The organism is Kiloniella laminariae DSM 19542 (genome assembly GCF_000374005.1).
GTDB classification, from domain to species: Bacteria; Pseudomonadota; Alphaproteobacteria; order Kiloniellales; family Kiloniellaceae; genus Kiloniella; species Kiloniella laminariae.
Map to the genome: position 1 here is coordinate 355,025 of NZ_KB893146.1, position 16,110 is coordinate 371,134.

Annotated in this window: 12 protein-coding genes; 2 read left to right on the plus strand and 10 right to left on the minus strand. The window is 52.7% G+C overall.

The features are described from left to right. Nucleotides 1–54: 54 nt before the first annotated feature. Complete coding sequence (locus tag B152_RS0112345) at nt 55–924, plus strand: LysR family transcriptional regulator (protein ID WP_026261524.1); 870 nt, start codon at nt 55–57, stop codon at nt 922–924. Nucleotides 925–942: 18 nt separating this feature from the next. On the opposite strand, the gene B152_RS25380 is transcribed toward B152_RS0112345, so the two are convergent. The 8 genes from B152_RS25380 to bcp form a co-directional block, all read right to left on the minus strand. After that, the gene (locus tag B152_RS25380) at nt 943–1,173 is read right to left on the minus strand and encodes a 5'-nucleotidase C-terminal domain-containing protein (RefSeq protein ID WP_020592741.1); all 231 of its coding nucleotides are present in this window, start codon (nt 1,171–1,173) and stop codon (nt 943–945) included. Next, nucleotides 1,163–2,572, minus strand: a complete 1,410-nt coding sequence (locus B152_RS24775) for a bifunctional metallophosphatase/5'-nucleotidase (RefSeq protein WP_051083032.1) — start codon at nt 2,570–2,572, stop codon at nt 1,163–1,165. Before B152_RS24775 ends, B152_RS25380 begins: the two co-directional genes overlap by 11 nt. Before the next feature lie 48 nt (nt 2,573–2,620). Next, on the minus strand, nt 2,621–4,042 hold the full coding sequence (locus B152_RS0112355; RefSeq protein WP_020592742.1) for an MATE family efflux transporter: 1,422 nt from the start codon (nt 4,040–4,042) through the stop codon (nt 2,621–2,623). 62 nt (nt 4,043–4,104) lie between these two features. After that, nucleotides 4,105–6,654 carry a cation:proton antiporter domain-containing protein gene (locus B152_RS23565; protein WP_020592743.1) on the minus strand — a complete coding sequence of 850 codons (2,550 nt, stop codon included), beginning with the start codon at nt 6,652–6,654 and terminating at the stop codon, nt 4,105–4,107. Between the two features lie 144 nt (nt 6,655–6,798). Next, a complete protein-coding gene (locus B152_RS0112365) occupies nt 6,799–8,343 on the minus strand; it encodes a PAS domain-containing sensor histidine kinase (RefSeq protein ID WP_020592744.1) in 1,545 nt (514 codons plus the stop codon). 190 nt (nt 8,344–8,533) lie between these two features. Continuing rightward, nucleotides 8,534–9,892: an MATE family efflux transporter gene (locus B152_RS0112370; protein ID WP_020592745.1), complete on the minus strand. Its 1,359-nt coding sequence runs from the start codon at nt 9,890–9,892 to the stop codon at nt 8,534–8,536. Nucleotides 9,893–10,082: 190 nt separating this feature from the next. After that, the gene (locus B152_RS0112380; protein ID WP_020592747.1) at nt 10,083–10,892 is read right to left on the minus strand and encodes a ferritin-like domain-containing protein; all 810 of its coding nucleotides are present in this window, start codon (nt 10,890–10,892) and stop codon (nt 10,083–10,085) included. 59 nt (nt 10,893–10,951) lie between these two features. Beyond that, nucleotides 10,952–11,416: a thioredoxin-dependent thiol peroxidase gene (gene bcp / locus B152_RS0112385; RefSeq protein ID WP_020592748.1), complete on the minus strand. Its 465-nt coding sequence runs from the start codon at nt 11,414–11,416 to the stop codon at nt 10,952–10,954. 451 nt (nt 11,417–11,867) lie between these two features. On the opposite strand from bcp, the gene B152_RS0112390 reads away from it, so the two are divergent. Next, nucleotides 11,868–12,449 carry a hypothetical protein gene (locus tag B152_RS0112390; RefSeq protein ID WP_157231066.1) on the plus strand — a complete coding sequence of 194 codons (582 nt, stop codon included), beginning with the start codon at nt 11,868–11,870 and terminating at the stop codon, nt 12,447–12,449. A 16-nt stretch (nt 12,450–12,465) separates the two neighbouring features. Here B152_RS0112390 and B152_RS0112395 read toward each other — a convergent pair whose 3' ends face one another. Continuing rightward, entirely contained in the window at nt 12,466–12,951 is a 486-nt protein-coding gene (locus B152_RS0112395; RefSeq protein WP_083921884.1) for a PAS domain-containing protein, read from the minus strand. 185 nt (nt 12,952–13,136) lie between these two features. After that, nucleotides 13,137–16,097, minus strand: a complete 2,961-nt coding sequence (locus tag B152_RS0112405; RefSeq protein WP_020592752.1) for a bifunctional [glutamine synthetase] adenylyltransferase/[glutamine synthetase]-adenylyl-L-tyrosine phosphorylase — start codon at nt 16,095–16,097, stop codon at nt 13,137–13,139. Nucleotides 16,098–16,110 lie beyond the last annotated feature (13 nt).

Genomic DNA, 16,110 nt, shown 5'->3' on the forward strand with positions numbered 1-16,110 from the left:
CGGGAGTATTATTTTTTATGAGCCAGTTGGTCTGTCCTGATGAAAGGCAAAGATATGAACCGGAATCTTGATCTGGGAACCCTGCGCAGTTTTGTTGCTGTTGCAGATACTGGGGGAATGACCTCAGCAGCGAACCGGCTGCACCTGACCCAGTCAACAGTAAGCATGCAGATCAAGCGTCTGGAGGAAGGAATGGGACTGTCGTTGTTTGACCGGAATAGCGGCAGGGGCATTCGCCCGACAGCAGAAGGCGAACAGCTGTTGGGATATGCCCGTTCCATGCTGGAAATGAATGATGAGGTCTGGGGGCGCCTTACAGCACCTAAATTTGAAGGTTCACTGTCATTTGGGGTGCCGGGGGATATTATCAGGCCGCATACACCCAATATTCTGCGTCAGTTCAATCGCGATTTCCCCCGGGTAAAGGTGAAGCTGACCACGGCAGGATCGCTGGATCTGATTGCGGGTGTTGATCGCGGGCAACATGATCTGGTTCTGACAACAGAAGTTTTTACAAAAGACGAGAAACTTCCTGCCAATGCGGAACGACTGGCAGTTGAACAGCTGGTCTGGACCGGAGCGGTTGGTGGCCGGGCCTGGCTGGCACGTCCTCTGCCTCTGGCGTTTGTACGCTGGTGTGTCTTTAGGCAGCCAACCATCTCTGCACTGGAGCAAGCCGGGATCAGCTGGTTTGATGCGGTTGATAGCGAAAGTCATGAGCCAACGTCGGTGACCACAGCGGCAGATTTTGCAGTTCGGGCCGAGATGCCGAGTTTCGATTATCCCGGCCTTGAAGCAATTGATCACCGGGGCGAGCTTCCTCTCCTGCCTAAATGCAGTATCAATCTGTATGTTACAGAGGGGCCAAACCACAAACTGGCTCAAGAGCTGGCGGTCTATGTTCGGCGTGCTTTCCGGGGATAGAATAAAAGGCGGGAGAGGTTATTTCTGAGCGATCCTGCCTTCAAGTTCGACGGAGACTGGACCAAAAGCTGCAATGTAATCTGCGAGAATATCATCCATTCTGGGGCCTTGGGTGAACGTTTTTTGAGACTGGTTTGTCAGGAGGTTATATCCATCGCCGCCCTGGACCATATAGTCATTGACAATGATCCTGTAGCTTCGGTCCGGTTGCAGGGGAAGATAACCTTGATGCTGGTCCTTAATCGCCACAGAAACAATCCGTTGTCCTGGTTGTTGTGAAGAATCCCAGATAATCCGCATCCCGCATCCCGGATACCTGTGGAAAGCGTCCGTCACTTTCCTCGGCCTTTGACAATCCGTTTTCGAGGGCGAGGAGCACTTCGCTGCCTTTCAGGTTGAGTAAAACAGCGGAATTTTTGAAAGGCAAGACGGTCAGAATGTCGCCCCAGCTTACAGGTCCGGCATCAAGGGATGCACGCATGCCCCCACTATTCAGGATGACTGCCTCTGCCTTGCGTTTTTCAAAACGCCATAACAGGGCATCGCTGACGAGATTGCCCATGGTACATTCCCCTGACCGGCAAGCATCTCTGGTGCCGTTTAGGGACGTTGCCACTTCACCGACAATAATTTGCCGCATCTTCTGAAGTTCCTGATCGATTTTCTCGATCCGGCTTCGGACAGCTTCGTTTTCAGCAAAGGATTGATCAAGAAGCACACTGTCGCCATCAAAGTGTTGAACCACCCCTTTTTCATCAAAAACAAGGGTGATTTCGCCGTAGTATTTTCCATAGCCGTAGGTGCGGACGAGAGGAACAGCTTGGCCGAGGGGATCCAGGACGACAAAAGGATAAGCCTCGTCGCCCCTGCCCAGACGGGCGGGAGAGAGCGTTCTGTTATGGCCACCGACAATGAGGTCTATATGAGGTATTTGAGCCGCGAGTTCCTTGTCCTGGGCAAGTCCAAGATGTGAGAGAAGGATAATCTTGTTGATCCCCCGGGCTGTAAGCATGTCGACTTCTTCCCGGACAGTTTCAAGCGCATCCTCAAACTCTATTTGATCCCCGGGATTAGAGATTTCGGCTGTTCGCTCGGTTATCACCCCGATAATCGCAATCTTTTCACCGTCCCGTTCAAGAATGAGGTGCGGGGGAATTTGTCCGGCCAGAATAGAGCTGTCATCAATTGCAATATTGGCCCCAAGAAGTGGAAACTTGGCCTTGGAAATGAGGCGCCGAAGCACGCCGGGGCCACCGTCAAATTCATGATTGCCAAGAGCCATGGCGTCGATCTTCATTTCATTGAGCAGGACAATAGATGCCAAACCCTGATAATGGGCATAAAAAAGCGATCCCTCGAACTCATCTCCGGCGTGCAAGAGCAGGGTATTTTCTTTCTGGCTGGTGAGAACCTCGCGGCGGTCTTCCAGAGCTTTGGCCAGGCGGGCGTAGCCGCCGAAACACTTTTGGGCAGCCAGCTCTTTTTTACTGCAGGGGAAATCCTGCCGGTTGAGGGGCAGGAGCCGGGAGTGAAGGTCGTTAACATGAAGAACAGTCAGGGAATAGTCAGCCAGGACAGCAGTCACGCTGATCCACTGTATCAAGATGATGGCGAATAAAGCTGTTAAACCAGTTCCCAGATATCTCATCCGTTTTCCTGCTCCAGTGCGGAAGCATACCATGGATTGGTTAAGCTGTTATTGCTTTTGCTTTCCCGAGAGAGATTGCTTTGCGGAGGAGAATGGCGTGCCCAGTCCGCCGATTTCTTTTCTGGCAACATAGCGGACAATCAGGCTTGAAAGAAGCAGTCCGCTCCAGACAGAGGCAAAGACAGCGGCCCAGACACCCCAGCTGCCCCAGCCGAACAGATGAATAAAGAGGGCGGCAAATCCGGCCGAGGCGATAACCTGGCGATAGATCCCGATCCAGACCGTCCAGATCGGACGTTTGACACCCTGTAAAAATGACATCATGGCAAAGAGCATCAGATAGGCGGGCAGCATGGGTGCCGCAAGGAGAAGATAGTTAAAGCCAACGGTAATGACCGCCGGATCCGAAGTGAAAAGCCCCAGCAGAAAGTTTCCGCTCAGGAGAAGTATCACCCCGCCCGCCAGCATCATGGCTCCGCCCGTGCCCAGACACCACCAGAAGGCCTTGCGGATGCGGTCATGAGCCGCTGCACCATTGTTCTGGGCGATGATCGGCAACAGCGCGATGGTCAAACCCAGACCGGGAAGCAGGATAAGCTGTTCGATGCGCAGGGCAATGCCATAGGCGGCAACGGCTGTCGCGCCAAAGGGCTGGAGAAAGAACTGGATGACCAGTACACCCAGTGTGATGGTTAGAAAATTAAACGTGGCAGGGAGCCCCTGACCGGAAAGTTCGGATATGGTCTTCCAGCAGGGGAGGAAATCAGCTGATCGGCACCCGAAAAGAACGCGAGACCCGAGAGCCTGATACAGGAGAAAGAATGCAACACACCATTCTATCACAAGGGTAGATACCGCCAGTCCGTCAAAACCGATGCCCTTAATACCGAAGGCACCAAAAATAAACAGGGGATTGAGCAGACAATTGGCCAGAAATCCACCAATCAGCGCCCGCTGGTTCGAGACGGTATCACCCTGTGAACTGAGGATGCCGTTGGCGGAAAAGGCAATCAGGAAAGCTGGTGTTGCCAGCATGATAATCTGGAGATAGGCGGTGGAAAGAGGATGAAAGCTGTCCGGGACGCCAAGAAGATCAAGCAGAAAGGGAATGGAAAAATATCCCGCAACAGCCAGGCAGAGTGAAAAGGCAGCAGCAAAACTCAGACCCTGGGCAGCAAAGGTCCGGGCAAGCTCTCTGTCTCCTTTGCCGACTGCCGTCCCAACCAGGGCAGAGATTCCCTGCCCCAGCCCGATGCCAAAAGCAATAGGGATGAAAAATACCGTGAAGGAAACGGAAAGGGCAGCCTGGGCCTCGGTTGAAAGCAGCCCGGCGTAAAAAGTATCGACCACGTTGTAGAGCGTGTTGAAAAGCATGCCGATACTGGCCGGAACAGCCAGGGCCCGGAAATGTCCGGGCAGGCTTCCTTGCGTCAGGTCTCTTTCTCGAGATTTTCCGGGTTTTCTGGCCAAGGACTTGCCTTTTGTCAGCTCAGGGATGGTTAGTTCACGGGTGTTTGTTGTTCAGGAACCGACTAAATGTCGCTGGGTTTTGTGACGATGGCAACAAGTTGGGCGAGTTCCTGTTCTTTTGCCAGTTTTTCTGCTTCATTCATGGCGCGGCGTTGTTTGGCAACCTCGTCCAGTCGGCTACGCCAGTGCGGATGTGCCTTGACCAGCTTGTGAAAGGTGCTGGCTTCGAGCAACAGCAGATGCGAGTAGCTGATGGAGCGGATATCTGCGCTGCGCCGGGTTTCAGCCAAAAGAGCCATCTCGCCAAAGAAATCGCCGTGCCCAAGACGCACCACCCGCTCTCCGATACGAATTTCTACCGCGCCGCTGGCAATGAAATAGAGCCCGTCCGCCTTGTCTCCCTTGCGGAAGATAAAGGCGTCATCGGCAAAAACGCGGGTGCGCAGGCTCTTCGTGAGTTCATCCAGTTCGTTTTGGCTAAGTTCCGAGAAAACTGGAAAGGAGGCGAGCAATTCCGAGGTTGTTGCCCGAAAATCGACCTGGGAGCGCGGTTTTACCACGGCATGAATTGACTCCGCTTCCCCGATCAGGCTGCGGGCGAGATCTTCGCTGATGATGCCTGCTTCCCGCAAGTTATCGATCTGCTCAACTTCTTCCCTATAAGCAAAGCGCTCGAGCAGGGCATGATCCAGTGTGCGGGCAAAGCGCGGGTATTGCAGTCTGAGACCTGCAAGATGACGTTCTATTTCTTCCTGACGCTGTCGCAAGATTTCACCCAGGATTTCTGTTGGACGGTCTCCCAGCAGAGTTTTAAGTTTTGTGTCAAGAAAGATTCCCAGTTCCAACACCATGATCCGGTTGATCAAGAGCAGCTGGAAACGTCGCCCGAGATAACTGGCGAGGGGACGGTTTATGCCCAGGCGTGCGTGACACCAGCCCAGGATACGAAAAGCGGAACTGTGTTTGTGTGGTTTGCGGGCCGCGCGCAGATAGCCCAGACGACCATCCTCTCTGGCGGCGTCAATCATGGCATCAACGGCAAGCAGATATTGATCGATCAGGATATGGGGAACCCCTGCACTCCAGCGCGGGTCAAAGAGCAGGGTTTTTTCCTGATTGGCGAGAGCAACCAACCCCAGGGTCAAGCGTTCCCTGTCGCTGATTGTTTCTTCAAAGGCCTTGTCCTCGGCAACCTTGGACAGGCGTTCGCTGTAGGGTGACATGGCGGTTTCAACCAGTTCGTCATCCAGTTGATACCGTCCGGCAAAGCCACGCAGGCTGCTCTTGACTGTTGAGAGCGACTGCCCGAGAACCTGGGACCTGAAAGCGCGCTCTATCGGAGAAAGCTGGTCCAGCCCAAGCCAGCGCATCAGGGCTGTCAGGGTTGTTCCCTGGATCAACAGGGTAAAGAGGGTAAAGCCTGTCGCCTGAATGGCAATAAAGCGTTTGGTCTCACCATCTACCAGCGGGTTCTCGGTCACAGCCAGAGCCAGCGCCAGGGTAACAGCCCCGCGCAAGCCCCCCCAGATGATGACGGTTTTGGTTGGCGTGGTTATACTTTGCGTCAGGCGCGTTGCCGATAAAATCGGAAAAACACCAAAGAGGATAACCGCCCGGGCAACCAGAGCTGCGAAAACCGCGACGAGGGTAATCCAGAGATCCGAGAGCTGGACATCGGCCAGCAGGCCGGGCACCAGGAGGGCTGCAAGAATGAAAACCAGACTGCCTGCCCACCAGGACAACTGGTCGAGTGTGTCCTGAAAAAACCGGAAGGTCTCGCTCTGGAACCGTGACCGGGCAAAGGCACTGAGGACCAAACCGGCAGTGACCACGGCGACAACACCGGAAATATGAATATAGTTATTGGCCAGAATGTAAATCAGATAGGGCAGTGCAACGGTGATGGTAACCTGGGCTGCCCGGAAGGACCGAAGCCAGGCAAGGATCTGGACGGTCAGGCGGCCTGCAATGAGCCCGACGACGATACCACCTACAAGAGAGATCGACAGCTCGCTGCTGACGTTTAACAGATCAAACTTTCCGCCGGAGATAGTCAGTGCAAGAAAGGCGCTAAAAGCTGCAATCGCCGTGGCATCGTTAAGCAGGCTTTCCCCCTCGACCAGCCGGGTCAAGCGGGCGGGTGCCCCGAGATCGCGAAAGAGCGCGATAACCGCACTGGGATCTGTCGTGGCAACAATGGCCCCGAATAACAAACAGACAACCAGAGGAGCAGAGGAAACGAAGGAAACGGCACCGCCGATAATCACCAGCGCAACAACAACCCCAAGAACCGCGAGCAGGATCACAGGGGCGGTATCTTTTGCCAGTCGGCGTACATCAATGGTGACTGCCCCCTGGAACAGCAGGATTGGCAGCATGATATCGAGAAAAGTTGCCGAGGAAACCGGAATATCCACGACCAGCGAGGCTACTTCATTGAACTGATCGGTAATGGTTGTGTAAAGCAGCCACTTGGCCGCCAGAGCCAAAAGAACACCGATCATGGCGAGCACGACGGTGAAGGGCAGACCGCTGCGCCTGGCAAGAGGCTGACTACAGGCAATAACGACCAGAAGAGCCGCAATTGTGAGAACAATATCTGAGATGGGCACTATGGACGTCCGTGATCAGTTAGCAACAGCCATTGGGACAGCTTTGATCGGTTTGGGCAAGGTTTAGCGGGACAAGATGGCAAGAATTTGTCCTGTCTTCCTGTCTAGAGCCTTTACGTCCAGGCTCTGTCTTTCTGCCTGTTCCTAGAGTGTCTTGATTGTCCGGTCTGCTGGAAAAGTGACCGTGACGGTAGTACCTTCGTTGCGAGCACTCTGGATCGAAAGCACACCGTCGTGCAGCTCGGTAAACCGCTTGCTGAGCGAAAGACCAAGCCCGGTGCCTTCGTGGGCTGTCCTGGCATTAGCCCGAACCTGACCAAAGGGTTCCATGATTCTGGGGAGATCATCCGGGGCAATACCACAACCCGTATCCATAACTTCGATATAGATTTTCTGCTCGGCTGTTTGACCAAGAGAAAGAATAATCTTGTCTCCACTGGTTGTGAACTTGAGGGCATTTGAGAGCAGATTGAGGACGATCTGTCTGATAATACGCTCATCACCGAGGAGAAAGAGATCTGCTTCAGGTTCATCAATGCAGATCTGGCCTGTGTCGCGGGTGGATTTACCGCGGAGGATCTGTAAACAGCAAGCGACTGTCTCTTTCAGGTCGAGTTCTTCTTCGTGCAGTGTGAATTCGCCGGCCTCGACCTTGGAAATATCGAGGACATCATTGATCAGGTTGAGCAGATGTTCACCTGAACGATGCACATCAGTAATGTATTCCTGATATTTGGGGTGCCCCAGTGCCCCGAAAAACTCGTCGCGCATCAGCTGGGTAAAGCCAAGGATGGAATTCATCGGGGTGCGCAGCTCGTGGCTCATATGGGCAAGAAATTCTGACTTGGCACTGTTGGCAATGTCAGCGTCTTCCTTGGCCTGAACCAGAGAAATTTCTGCCAGTTTCAGTTCAGTTATGTCTTTATGGATACTGACAATACTGCCATCTTCGGTCCGTCTGTCACTGAGCAGCAGATACCGCCCGTCCCGCAGCTGGATGCCAAAGGATTTTGGAGGACCCTTGACCAGATCTTCACGCCGTTCGATGTAGGCCTGCCGGCTGTCGTCACTGACCAGAACTGTGCCCCGGTTTACATCGAGCTCCCCCAAATAACGGCGATGGGCACCCACAGCGGCTTCTTCATCGCTATAGCCGTAAAATTTCTTGAATTTCGAGTTGCAGATTATCAGACGACCATCAACACCATAAAGAACAAAGCCCTCGCTCATGGCCTCAAGGGCATCAACCAGAATTTGTCGTGACGCAAGTGCTGCATGTTCGGCCAGCTTGTTTTCGGTAACGTCGTGCCCGGTGAAGAGAAAGTAGTTCTTGCCAGTGATGGTGATAGACTGAAGAGCAATGGAAAAATCATGCAGTGTACCGTCCTTGCCCCGTAATCTTGCCGGGAAGCGGTCAACGATCTGGTCGGTTTTAAACTGCCGGATCAGCTTGGCACGCTGGGTTGGCTGGACCCAGATGTTCAGCCCCTGGACGGTTTTCCCAGCGAGTTCTTTCCGGCTATAACCAAGGATGGAAAGCCAGGCATCGCTGATGAGCAAGATTTTTCCGTCATGCTGTTCCGTAATCGCAAGATAGGTTCCAGAGGCACCAACGAGTGCAAGTAACAGATCATCTGCATCAAGCGCACGTTCGGCAAAGATGGCACTAAACTCTGGCAACTCTGGCATTCTTGGTCCTTTTCCAATCTTCGGCTCGCATTAGGGGAGTATAGGAATAGGGGACGTGTGGGATGGCAGGAGATAATGTAAAAAGTGCTTTGGAAACAGGTGGCTCGTAAAACGGGAAACAACTTAACAGGAAAAAGTCCCGACAGGCAAACGGTCTGAGGTCCTGCTTGTCCAGGATTATTTTGCAGTTTTATATTGTCTGGCGGAAGAGTCCCATTTTCATGCCGCTGGTTCCCGCATTGAGAAAGAGAACAAGCAGCGACAAAAGTATCATGAGGAATTCGGCCATGGGGGCGGCAAACCAGATTCCCGGTTCGCCAAAGAAAAACGGGAGGGTGAAAATCAGGGGCAGGGAAAAGAGATAGGTTCGGGAAAGTCCAAGGATTGCAGAGCGTTTGGCATCTCCGATCGCCTGGAAAAAGCCGGAAAGGACCATGCTGAGGCCAAAGGCAAAATAAAACAGGGTGATCTGCGGCAAGATACGTTGGGTTTCGCCTGCGATCATGCTGTCTTCAACAAAGACAAAAGCGATCTGCTCGGCAAAAACATTGAAAAGAATCTGAAGGCTGCCGCAGTAGAGGAAGGCCGAGAGCAACGCGAGTTTGAGGCTGTCGTTGACCCGGGGCCAAAGCTTTGCCCCCTGATTGTTGCCTGCGACGGTCTGAAAGGCGATGTTCAGCCCGAGCAGCGGTAAAAAAGTGAAGGTCATTATCCGCGTGATGATGCCATAGGCCGCAACGGTTGCTGCGTAATGTTCATGCCCCCACTGCTGGAGCGAATAGAGTATGGCAGCAGAACTGATCGAGACACCGAGATATCCCAGACTGGCTGGNGCGCCAAGGGCAAGAAACCGCTTCCAGAAGCGGGTCGGGTTGGGGAGAGCGGCGAGGGAAAAGGTGAAAGCGGAACGTGCTTTCAGATGATAAAGCCCCACAGCGGTGATGGACAGGAACTGGGCCAGTATCGTGCCATAGGCAGAGCCGGCGACACCCTGGTCCAGCTTAACGATCAGGATGTAGTTGAAAATAATATTCAACAGGGTTGAAAGCAGGGAAAGGAAGGCAATGAAACCCATCTTGCCTTCGCAACGCAGCGCGTCAAAGTTGATCGTCAGAAGAAACTGAAGTGGAGAAAAAAAGATCAGGAGCGAGATATAGCTGTAGCCCATTTCACTGAGGGGAACTGAGCCTTTGGTCACCCAGGAAATCAGCCCGGTCCCGGCGAACAAGAATAAGGTAATCAGCAGGAGGCAGACTGCGGCAGAAAGCAGAATGGCGCTGACCAGAGCAGCATTTGCCTCGTCATGTTTCCTGGCTCCCAGCAAGCGTGCAACCACACTTGAAAAGCCACCTGAGACCCAAGTGGACAGTGCAACAATCAACATGAAAACCGGAAACATCATGGTCACGGCTGTGAGCGCTTCGGGTCCGACAAAGGCCCCTAGAAAATAGGCATCAACAACCGTGAAAAATCCACTGACAAGCATCACCAATATAATCGGTGCTGCGGTCTTGAGAAACAGCCTTGGTAACGATCCGGCGAGAAACATGTTTTCGGGTGGAGATGTTCGAGCAGACACGGATATTCCCTCTTTTATTCCCTCTTTCCGGGCTTTTGGCGCTGGTTATGACAAAGATGTCTTTGCGAAGGGGGGTAGATAAAAGTAAACCTTGGAGTGTAGATTTTGCATCTACAACTTAAAGTGTCAATGCACCTTAAGGCATAATGTTAGGAAGGTCCTAGAGATCGGCAACCGGACCGTAATAATCGATTGGAAAACCGGCCTGATTGCGGCCTTCAATATTAAAAGGGGAGCGGACTCTGCCCTTGAAGAGAGTCAGGATGATGTTTTGCCAGCTTTCAATCGGGTCTTCCCCATCCTGCTGGCAGAGATATTCAAACCAGTGCTTGCCCCGGGCAACGTGGGAAATTTCATCGTCATAGATAATCTGAAGACGCTCTGCGCTTTCAAAGTCCTTTACGGCACGGAGCTTGACAATGATGCCCGGAGTAACATCCAGCCCTCTGGCCTCAAGCACCATCGGGACGACAGCCAGTCTGGCTTTGAGGTTGTGTTCGGTGACCTCTGCCCCCTGCCAAAGACCTGCATGAGCAGGAAGGGCGCCATAATATGAGCCAAGCTGGGCTAGGCGTTCACAAAGCAAAAGATGGTGACGGGCCTCATCATCGGCAATGGCAACCCAGTCGTCGTAAAATCCTTTGGGCATCGGGGTCCGGGCAAAGCGGGCAATAATGTCCCAGCAGAGGTTGATGGCGTGGAGTTCGATGTGGGCCAGAGCATGCAGCAGGGCAATGCGTCCTTCAGCAGCCTGCGTCACCTTGCGCCGGGGAACCTCTGTCGGGGGAACCAGAACGGGGTGTTCTTCCCTGGCAGGTTCGGAGGGAATTTCAGCAAGTCCTACCCCGGAGATTGTTCCCTCCTGCCAGGCACGGGCAGAGAGACGGGAAAATTCCGCTTTTTCCTGTGAGTTGGCGATGCAAAGTGCCTGTGCTGCGGCTTCAGCCAGGGTCGAGGGCAAGGAGCTCATGAGGAATGTCCAACAAGGAGAGGGATGTTCTGGTTGTGCGACTGTTTAGCTGTGAAAAACTACAGACTGGCGACAGCTTCTCGGACCTCTTTGACGTGGCCGGAAACCTTTACCTTGTGCCAGATACGTCGGATGACGCCTTCGGCATCAATCAGGAAGGTGGCCCGCTCAATCCCCATGTATTCCTTGCCGTAAAGTTTTTTCAGGGTCCAGACGCCATAAGCTTCACAGATGGCCCCGCTTTCATCGGAGACGAGGGGGAAATTCAGTTCGTTCTTGGCGATAAAATTGTCGTGCCGTTTTACAGAGTCCTTTGAGACCCCGATAACCCGGGCGTCGAGTTTTGAAAAATCGGGCAGGGCATCGCGGAAGTCGCAGGCCTGGGTGGTACAGCCCGGTGTTGAATCCTTGGGGTAGAAATAAAGAACAACGATCTGGCCGCGCAGGGAACTGAGGGACAGTTCATCACCCCCGTTGAGCGGAGCTGTAAAATCAGGGGCTTTATCGCCAGTTTCAAGGCTCATCAGTTGTTATCCTTTTTTGAAATTTTTTGCTGTCTCGTCTTCTTTCGTGGGACGTTATCAGGCTATTTCCCAAAGCCCAAGCAAGAACAGTCTTAAGCTGCAGGGCAACTTGTTTTCACGAGATCATAATCAAATTGTTGATTGGTATAGTAAAAATGCACTTGTTAAGTGTGTTTCTGCTCAAGTAATGTGGGGGCGAATAATTTTCAATTTATGATATTGGGGCGGGAAAATGTTTCGGGGTATGAGATTTGTAATCATAGGGCTGTTACTGTTGGGGGTATCCGGTGTTCCAGCTTTTGCTGATAACCAGGCCCCAGAAATCCCTATTTATAAGGGTGCTGTTCACCTGATCACTGAACCAGTAGTGATGGTGGTAAGGCCTTATCCGCTGAGCTCAACCCATAATACTTCGAAGACATTCGGTAAAGTAAACGGGCAGAGCCTCTCAATGAGGACATTTTCGAAAGGTACAAGTCAGGTAAAGCAGTCTGGCGATAATTTATTAATAGAGGTTTCTATTGATGAGCTGGTTATGAACGCGAACGGCCAGCAACAGAAATCCTCGCCTGAGATGAAGATCTCAATGGAAGTCACCCCTCACGGCAAGGTTCTGGATATGGATTTTGCCGCACCGGAACTTTCTCCTGCTGAATTCCTGCAAACAAAACAATTGCTGGGGAATGTGGTCAAACAGTCCCTTGTTGCTTTCCCGAAAGAAGGAATCAACAAGGGACACAAGTTTGAAAACTCGGTTGATCTGGGGATCGGCACAATGAAGTCGGTTGGCAGGGTCCTGGGGGAAACCGAATTTCGAAGCCGGGAAACGCTTGTGGTTGATTTTGACGAAAGTACAGCTTCTTTTGATTTTGAGGGCACAAATATCCAGGGAATTATTAAAGGATACGGCTTGATGGATGTTGCCACGGGTGCCTGGAGCTATAGTGAGCTTCTGATTGATATGCCGTTGGAGCATCAGGGAGAGAAGTCCAACCTGTATGTGAACCAGGTTGTTGAAATTTTTCTGGAATAACCTCGCTTGACGCGGATCAGGGCAGCAGATGAGGGAAGGACGCGACCATGATCCCGGTTACGTTTTCTCCGTCATCGGATAGAGGCAGAGCGAGGCGGTCATAGCTGTAACGCTTGTTGTCGAGCACGCCTTTGATGATGTAGTAGCTTGGCAGCCGTTGCTCAACGATCTCGTCATAGTGTCTGTAAAGTAGCTCTCTATATTGGGGATAGGGCAGATCTTCCAGGGTCTTCCCGGTGAAATCCTTGCCTTCTATGACGCCCATCAAGCTGCCAAAGAGGCGATGTCGGTAGTGCCTTTTTCCTGTGATACTGGCTGCAGCTTCCACATCGATCAGATTGACACGACCCAGAGCATCCCAGATGCAAAGCGGATCAATTTCTGGGCGGGCGGGCATCCGGCGTTTCCTACGGAGCTCTTGCCAGTAGTTATGGACCCTCTTCAATCGGATATCGGGGATATCCTTCAGGTCGAGACGTTCCTCTCGCTCGAGTTGATACATATAGGGTTTCCCGGCAACAGACTGCTTTTTCAGATTACTCTTTACGAGAGTATAACTCTATTGACAGGGGAAATCATCCTTCGCTTCCGGCAGGTAAACGATCATTTAAGACCAATTCTCTCTTTAGATTGATCATTTTGTTTTTTTTGCAGAAAATAATGCGGGTCTGGGGCTACAGCCCTGACTTAATTTTCAGAAGTAACAAACTGTGTAATTGTCTTTATATAAATTTCCTGAACCCGTTTTGTCGTCAGTTCAAGCCGGGCCTTGAGTTCTGGAAAACCGGGTTCGCCGACAGTTGTGGCCAATCGTCTGAGAACCGAGGGAGCTGTCGTTTCTTCGTTCAGCTTTTCCCCGGTGGTCAGGCGCAGCAGGTTCTGTAATTGATGCAGCAGATCTGTCGCGTCAATCAGATCTGCCGTATCTGCCGATGACAGGAAGCCAAATTCGCCCAGCATCTGGAAACAGGGGCGGATGTTGAGATGCAGAACATCGTTGTTTTCATGGGCATGTCTTAGTTGCAAATACTGCGCTAAAAATTCGAGATCAATCAAACCTCCCCTGATCAGCTTGATGTCCCATAGTCCTGCGGGCGGTTTTTCCTTGGCAATTCTTTCGCGCATGCTGGCGATGTCATTGACCAGTTTCTGCGGGTCTCGTTTCTGGCAGAGAATAGATCTGATGGTGTTGTTGATTTTTGCACAAAAATCTTCTGGGCCTGCAATCGCTCGTGCCCGGGTCAGGGCCATATGTTCCCAGGTCCAGGCTTCGTTTAACTGATAGCGCTCAAATGCAGCCAGCGTGGTGGCCAGAGGACCTGCATTGCCCGAGGGGCGCAAACGCATATCGATTTCATAGAGCCGCCCCTCGGGAGTGAGAGCGGTCAGGGCATTGGTGAAACGCTGGGTCAGACGGGCAAAATACTGGGTTGGGTCAAGAGGGCGGTCTCCGTCAGATTCCTGCACCTCTCCGGTCAGCTCATAAAGGCTGATCAGATCAAGGTCAGAAGTAACCGTCATGTCCTGACTGCCCAGCTTGCCCATGGCCAGTATGGCGAGGTTGCTCTGGTCGATCCTGCCGTGTCGCAGTTTGAGTTCTTCCCAGGTGAGCGGCAAGAGCGCTTCGACGATGCATTCGGCGATGTGGGCAAGATCCCGGCTGGAATTTTCAATTCTGCAGGTGCTGCGCAGGATCTGAAGGCCGATCCGAAACCGCTGGTCATTGGCCCAGCTGCGGCTGAAGTCCAGTACATCCTGAAAATCCCGCGCCTGATCCAGGGCCTGATCGAGCTGCTGTTTCAGCACGTTTTTATCTGGCAGGCGTTCAAAGAAATTGCGACCCAAAACAGCTTCAAGCAAACCGGGAGACTGGCTCAGACGATCGGCGAGTGCGGGAGCGCTGCCCATGATCTCTGCGAGAAGGTCAAGCAGGTTCGGATTGGCCTGCAACATGGAAAAAAGCTGAACCCCGGTGGGCAGGCCGGAGAGGAATTCATCAAATTTGTTCAGGGCAATATCCGGTGCTGCGGATTTGCCAAAGGCCTCAAGCAGCTGTGGCACGATTTCGGCAATCAGGCTTCTCGAGCGGTCAGAGCGCACGGCGCGATAGCGGCCCTGTTTCCATTGGGTGATCAGCTGAAAGACCCTGTTGCCGTCGGTAAAGCCGATTTCCTGCAGGGATGCAACCAGTTCCGGGGTGGCTTCCTGGCCTGAGAAAACCAGGTTCTTTGTCTGTTGCGGCGGGCTGTGCTCATCTTCGAACAAGGTCGCGTAGTGGTCTTCGACCACATGAAGCTGGTGCGCGAGTTCCTCGCGGAAGTCCTCAACCGTATCATAACCGAGAAATGCCGCAACAGCCGCCAGCCCTTCATCACTTTCCGGCAGAGTCTGGGTCTGCTGGTCATCAATCATCTGCAAACGGTTTTCCAGTCGGCGCAGAAACCAGTAAGCTTCCGTCAGGTCTTTTTCTGCCTTGAGAGAAATCAGCCTGGCGCGATGGAGCTGCTCCAGCGTAAAGACAGTTGAACTGCTGCGCAGGTCCGGATTGCGCCCCCCCCAGATCAGCTGCTGGGTCTGGGCAAAAAACTCGACCTCGCGAATGCCGCCGCGCCCGAGTTTGATGTTGTGACCTTTGATCGCAATTCGTGCCCCTCCTTTATGGGCATAGATCTGACGCTTGATGGCATGGATGTCATTGATGGCGGCAAAGTCGAGGTGCTTGCGCCAGATAAAGGGTTTGATTTCCTGAAGGAAACGCTGCCCGAGCTCCTTGTCTCCGGCGACGGGGCGGGCCTTGATCATGGCGGCGCGTTCCCAGTTCAGGCCTGTGGTTTCGTAATAGGTCATCGCGGCGTTGAACGACAAGGCCAGTGGAGTTGCACCGGGATCAGGGCGCAGGCGCAGATCGGTGCGGAAGACATAACCATCCCTTGTCCGGTCATCAAGACAGCGCACCAGGTCCCGGCTGAGGCGAACCATGCCTTCCTGTGGCCCGCGGTCATGGAGATAGTTTACCTTTTCCGGATCAAACAGCAGAATCAGATCGATGTCGGAAGAATAGTTGAGCTCCCAGGCACCGAGTTTGCCCATGGCAAGCACAACATAACCGCAGTCTTCTTCGGGGACAGCCGGATTTTTTAGTTCAAGTTGCCCGCGGTTGTGCAGCTCAAGCAAAAGATGCGAGACGGCGGCAGAAATTGCAGAAGAGGCAAAAACGGTCAATTCCTCGACGACCCGGCGATCTGTCCATTCACCTGTAATGTCAGCCAAACCTATTGCCAGGGATGCCTGCTTTTTCGCCTGACGTAACCCCGCCATGACCTGATTCCGGTCGGTGGAAAGAGCAAGGCTCTCTTGCAGATATTGATGAATGCCAGTCAGACTTTTTTCAGCGCCCTGCTTTAAAAGGCGAGAGAAGAACGCCATATCCCCCAGTAGGCACTGGGTAAGATAAGGGCTGTTGGCAAAGAGACAGGTGAGGAGTGATTTAACTTTCGGGGTAGCTTCTAATTCGATAAGATCTTGCTTTAAATCGCTATTTTCGACACGTTCAAGACGTTCCTGCCAATTGATGAAGCCCAGGCTCACCCGGTCAGGGTTGATGCTTTTTGGTAATGTTTCTTCAGTAAAAGAAAATGACAGTATCATGAGTGCCGCTACC

Excerpts from the sequence above, each read along its gene's own strand:
- B152_RS0112345 (WP_026261524.1), top strand. The coding sequence starts at position 55 with ATGAACCGGAATCTTGATCTGGGAACCCTGCGCAGTTTTGTTGCTGTT.
- B152_RS24775 (WP_051083032.1), bottom strand. The coding sequence starts at position 2,572 with ATGAGATATCTGGGAACTGGTTTAACAGCTTTATTCGCCATCATCTTG.
- B152_RS0112365 (WP_020592744.1), bottom strand. The coding sequence starts at position 8,343 with ATGCCAGAGTTGCCAGAGTTTAGTGCCATCTTTGCCGAACGTGCGCTT.
- B152_RS0112380 (WP_020592747.1), bottom strand. The coding sequence starts at position 10,892 with ATGAGCTCCTTGCCCTCGACCCTGGCTGAAGCCGCAGCACAGGCACTT.
- bcp (WP_020592748.1), bottom strand. The coding sequence starts at position 11,416 with ATGAGCCTTGAAACTGGCGATAAAGCCCCTGATTTTACAGCTCCGCTC.
- B152_RS0112390 (WP_157231066.1), top strand. The coding sequence starts at position 11,868 with ATGAGGACATTTTCGAAAGGTACAAGTCAGGTAAAGCAGTCTGGCGAT.
- B152_RS0112395 (WP_083921884.1), bottom strand. The coding sequence starts at position 12,951 with ATGTATCAACTCGAGCGAGAGGAACGTCTCGACCTGAAGGATATCCCC.
- B152_RS0112405 (WP_020592752.1), bottom strand. The coding sequence starts at position 16,097 with ATGATACTGTCATTTTCTTTTACTGAAGAAACATTACCAAAAAGCATC.